Raw genomic sequence first — 1259 nt, forward strand, 5'->3', positions numbered from 1 at the left:
GCTGGTGAAAGGACGGGAGATTGTCGTGACCAATGTCGAGATCGAGGTGGAAGACTGATATGAAAGTGAACATGATGCATGGCGCCGGTGGCGAAGTTATGGGAGAGCTCCTCACGACCCTTACGAAATTCAAAAACAACAATGCCGGGGGAATCGGCCTTGAGGCACTCGATGATGGGGCGGTCATCCCTCTCGGCGGCGAGAACCTGGTCTTCACGACCGATTCGCATGTCGTGCGGCCACTCTTCTTTCCCGGCGGGGATATCGGGAGGATCTCGGTCTGCGGCACCATCAACGACCTTGCCGTGATGGGTGGCAGGCCCGTTGCCCTCTCCTGCGGTATGATCATCGAGGAGGGGTTCGATGTCGATGACCTTGCGCGCATTGTTGCCTCCATGGACGATGCGCTTGGAGAGGCCGGAGCCAGCCTCGTCACCGGTGACACCAAGGTCCTCGAACGCGGCGCCCTTGACGGGATCGCCATCAACACGGCCGGTATCGGGATTGCAAAGACCGTGGTACGGGACAACGGCCTTGTGCCGGGGGATGTCATCATCGTCTCCGGCACGCTTGGCGATCACGGTATTGCGATCATGGCGCACCGGGAAGGTTTCGATCTCGGCGAGCAGATCCGCTCGGATGTGGCTCCGGTCTGGAAGATGATCGAACCCGCCCTTGAAGCAGGGACCATCCATGCCATGAAAGACCCGACACGGGGCGGGTTTGCCGCATCGATTAATGAGATGGCAAAGAAGAGCGGTGTCTGTGTCCGGATCGCGGAGGAGGAGATTCCTATCCGGAAGAACGTGAAGAGCGCGGCAGGGATGCTCGGGATCGATCCGCTTGAGGTGGCAAACGAGGGCAAGGTTGTCATGGGCGTCCCGGCACAGGATGCTCTGGCCGTGCTCGCGGCCCTCAAAGCCCACCCCTATGGCAGGAATGCCGCGGTGATCGGGCGGGTGACCGCAGGCTCCCATGTGATCATGGAGACCGCAGTGGGCGGCGAGCGGTTCATCGAACCCCCGATGGGCGATCCGGTCCCCCGCGTCTGCTGATTGCCTTACCCGTTCTTTTTTTATATTGGGCAGGTTCTCTCATGCCGGTAGTTCGGCCATCGCGTCCCGGTACCCGTTCCGGGGTACACGGATGACAAACCGTGCACCCCTGCCATACTCCCCCGACTCGCTGATCGTCAGGTTGGTGATTGCAAGGATCTCCCGGGAGAGGAAGAGGCCAAATCCGGTGTTTTTATAATATTC

At 60.0% G+C, this 1259-nt stretch carries 1 protein-coding gene; it reads left to right on the forward strand.

Annotation, left to right across the window (positions count from 1 at the left end; genetic code table 11):
- The first annotated feature begins 59 nt into the window (after window positions 1-59).
- Window positions 60-1055 carry a hydrogenase expression/formation protein HypE gene (hypE, locus tag CW742_RS13760; RefSeq protein WP_292421351.1) on the forward strand — a complete coding sequence of 332 codons (996 nt, stop codon included), beginning with the start codon at window positions 60-62 and terminating at the stop codon, window positions 1053-1055.
- Window positions 1056-1259 lie beyond the last annotated feature (204 nt).

It is taken from the genome of Methanoregula sp. (assembly GCF_002835825.1).
GTDB lineage: Archaea > Halobacteriota > Methanomicrobia > Methanomicrobiales > Methanospirillaceae > Methanoregula.

Excerpts from the sequence above, each read along its gene's own strand:
- hypE (WP_292421351.1), top strand. The coding sequence starts at position 60 with ATGAAAGTGAACATGATGCATGGCGCCGGTGGCGAAGTTATGGGAGAG.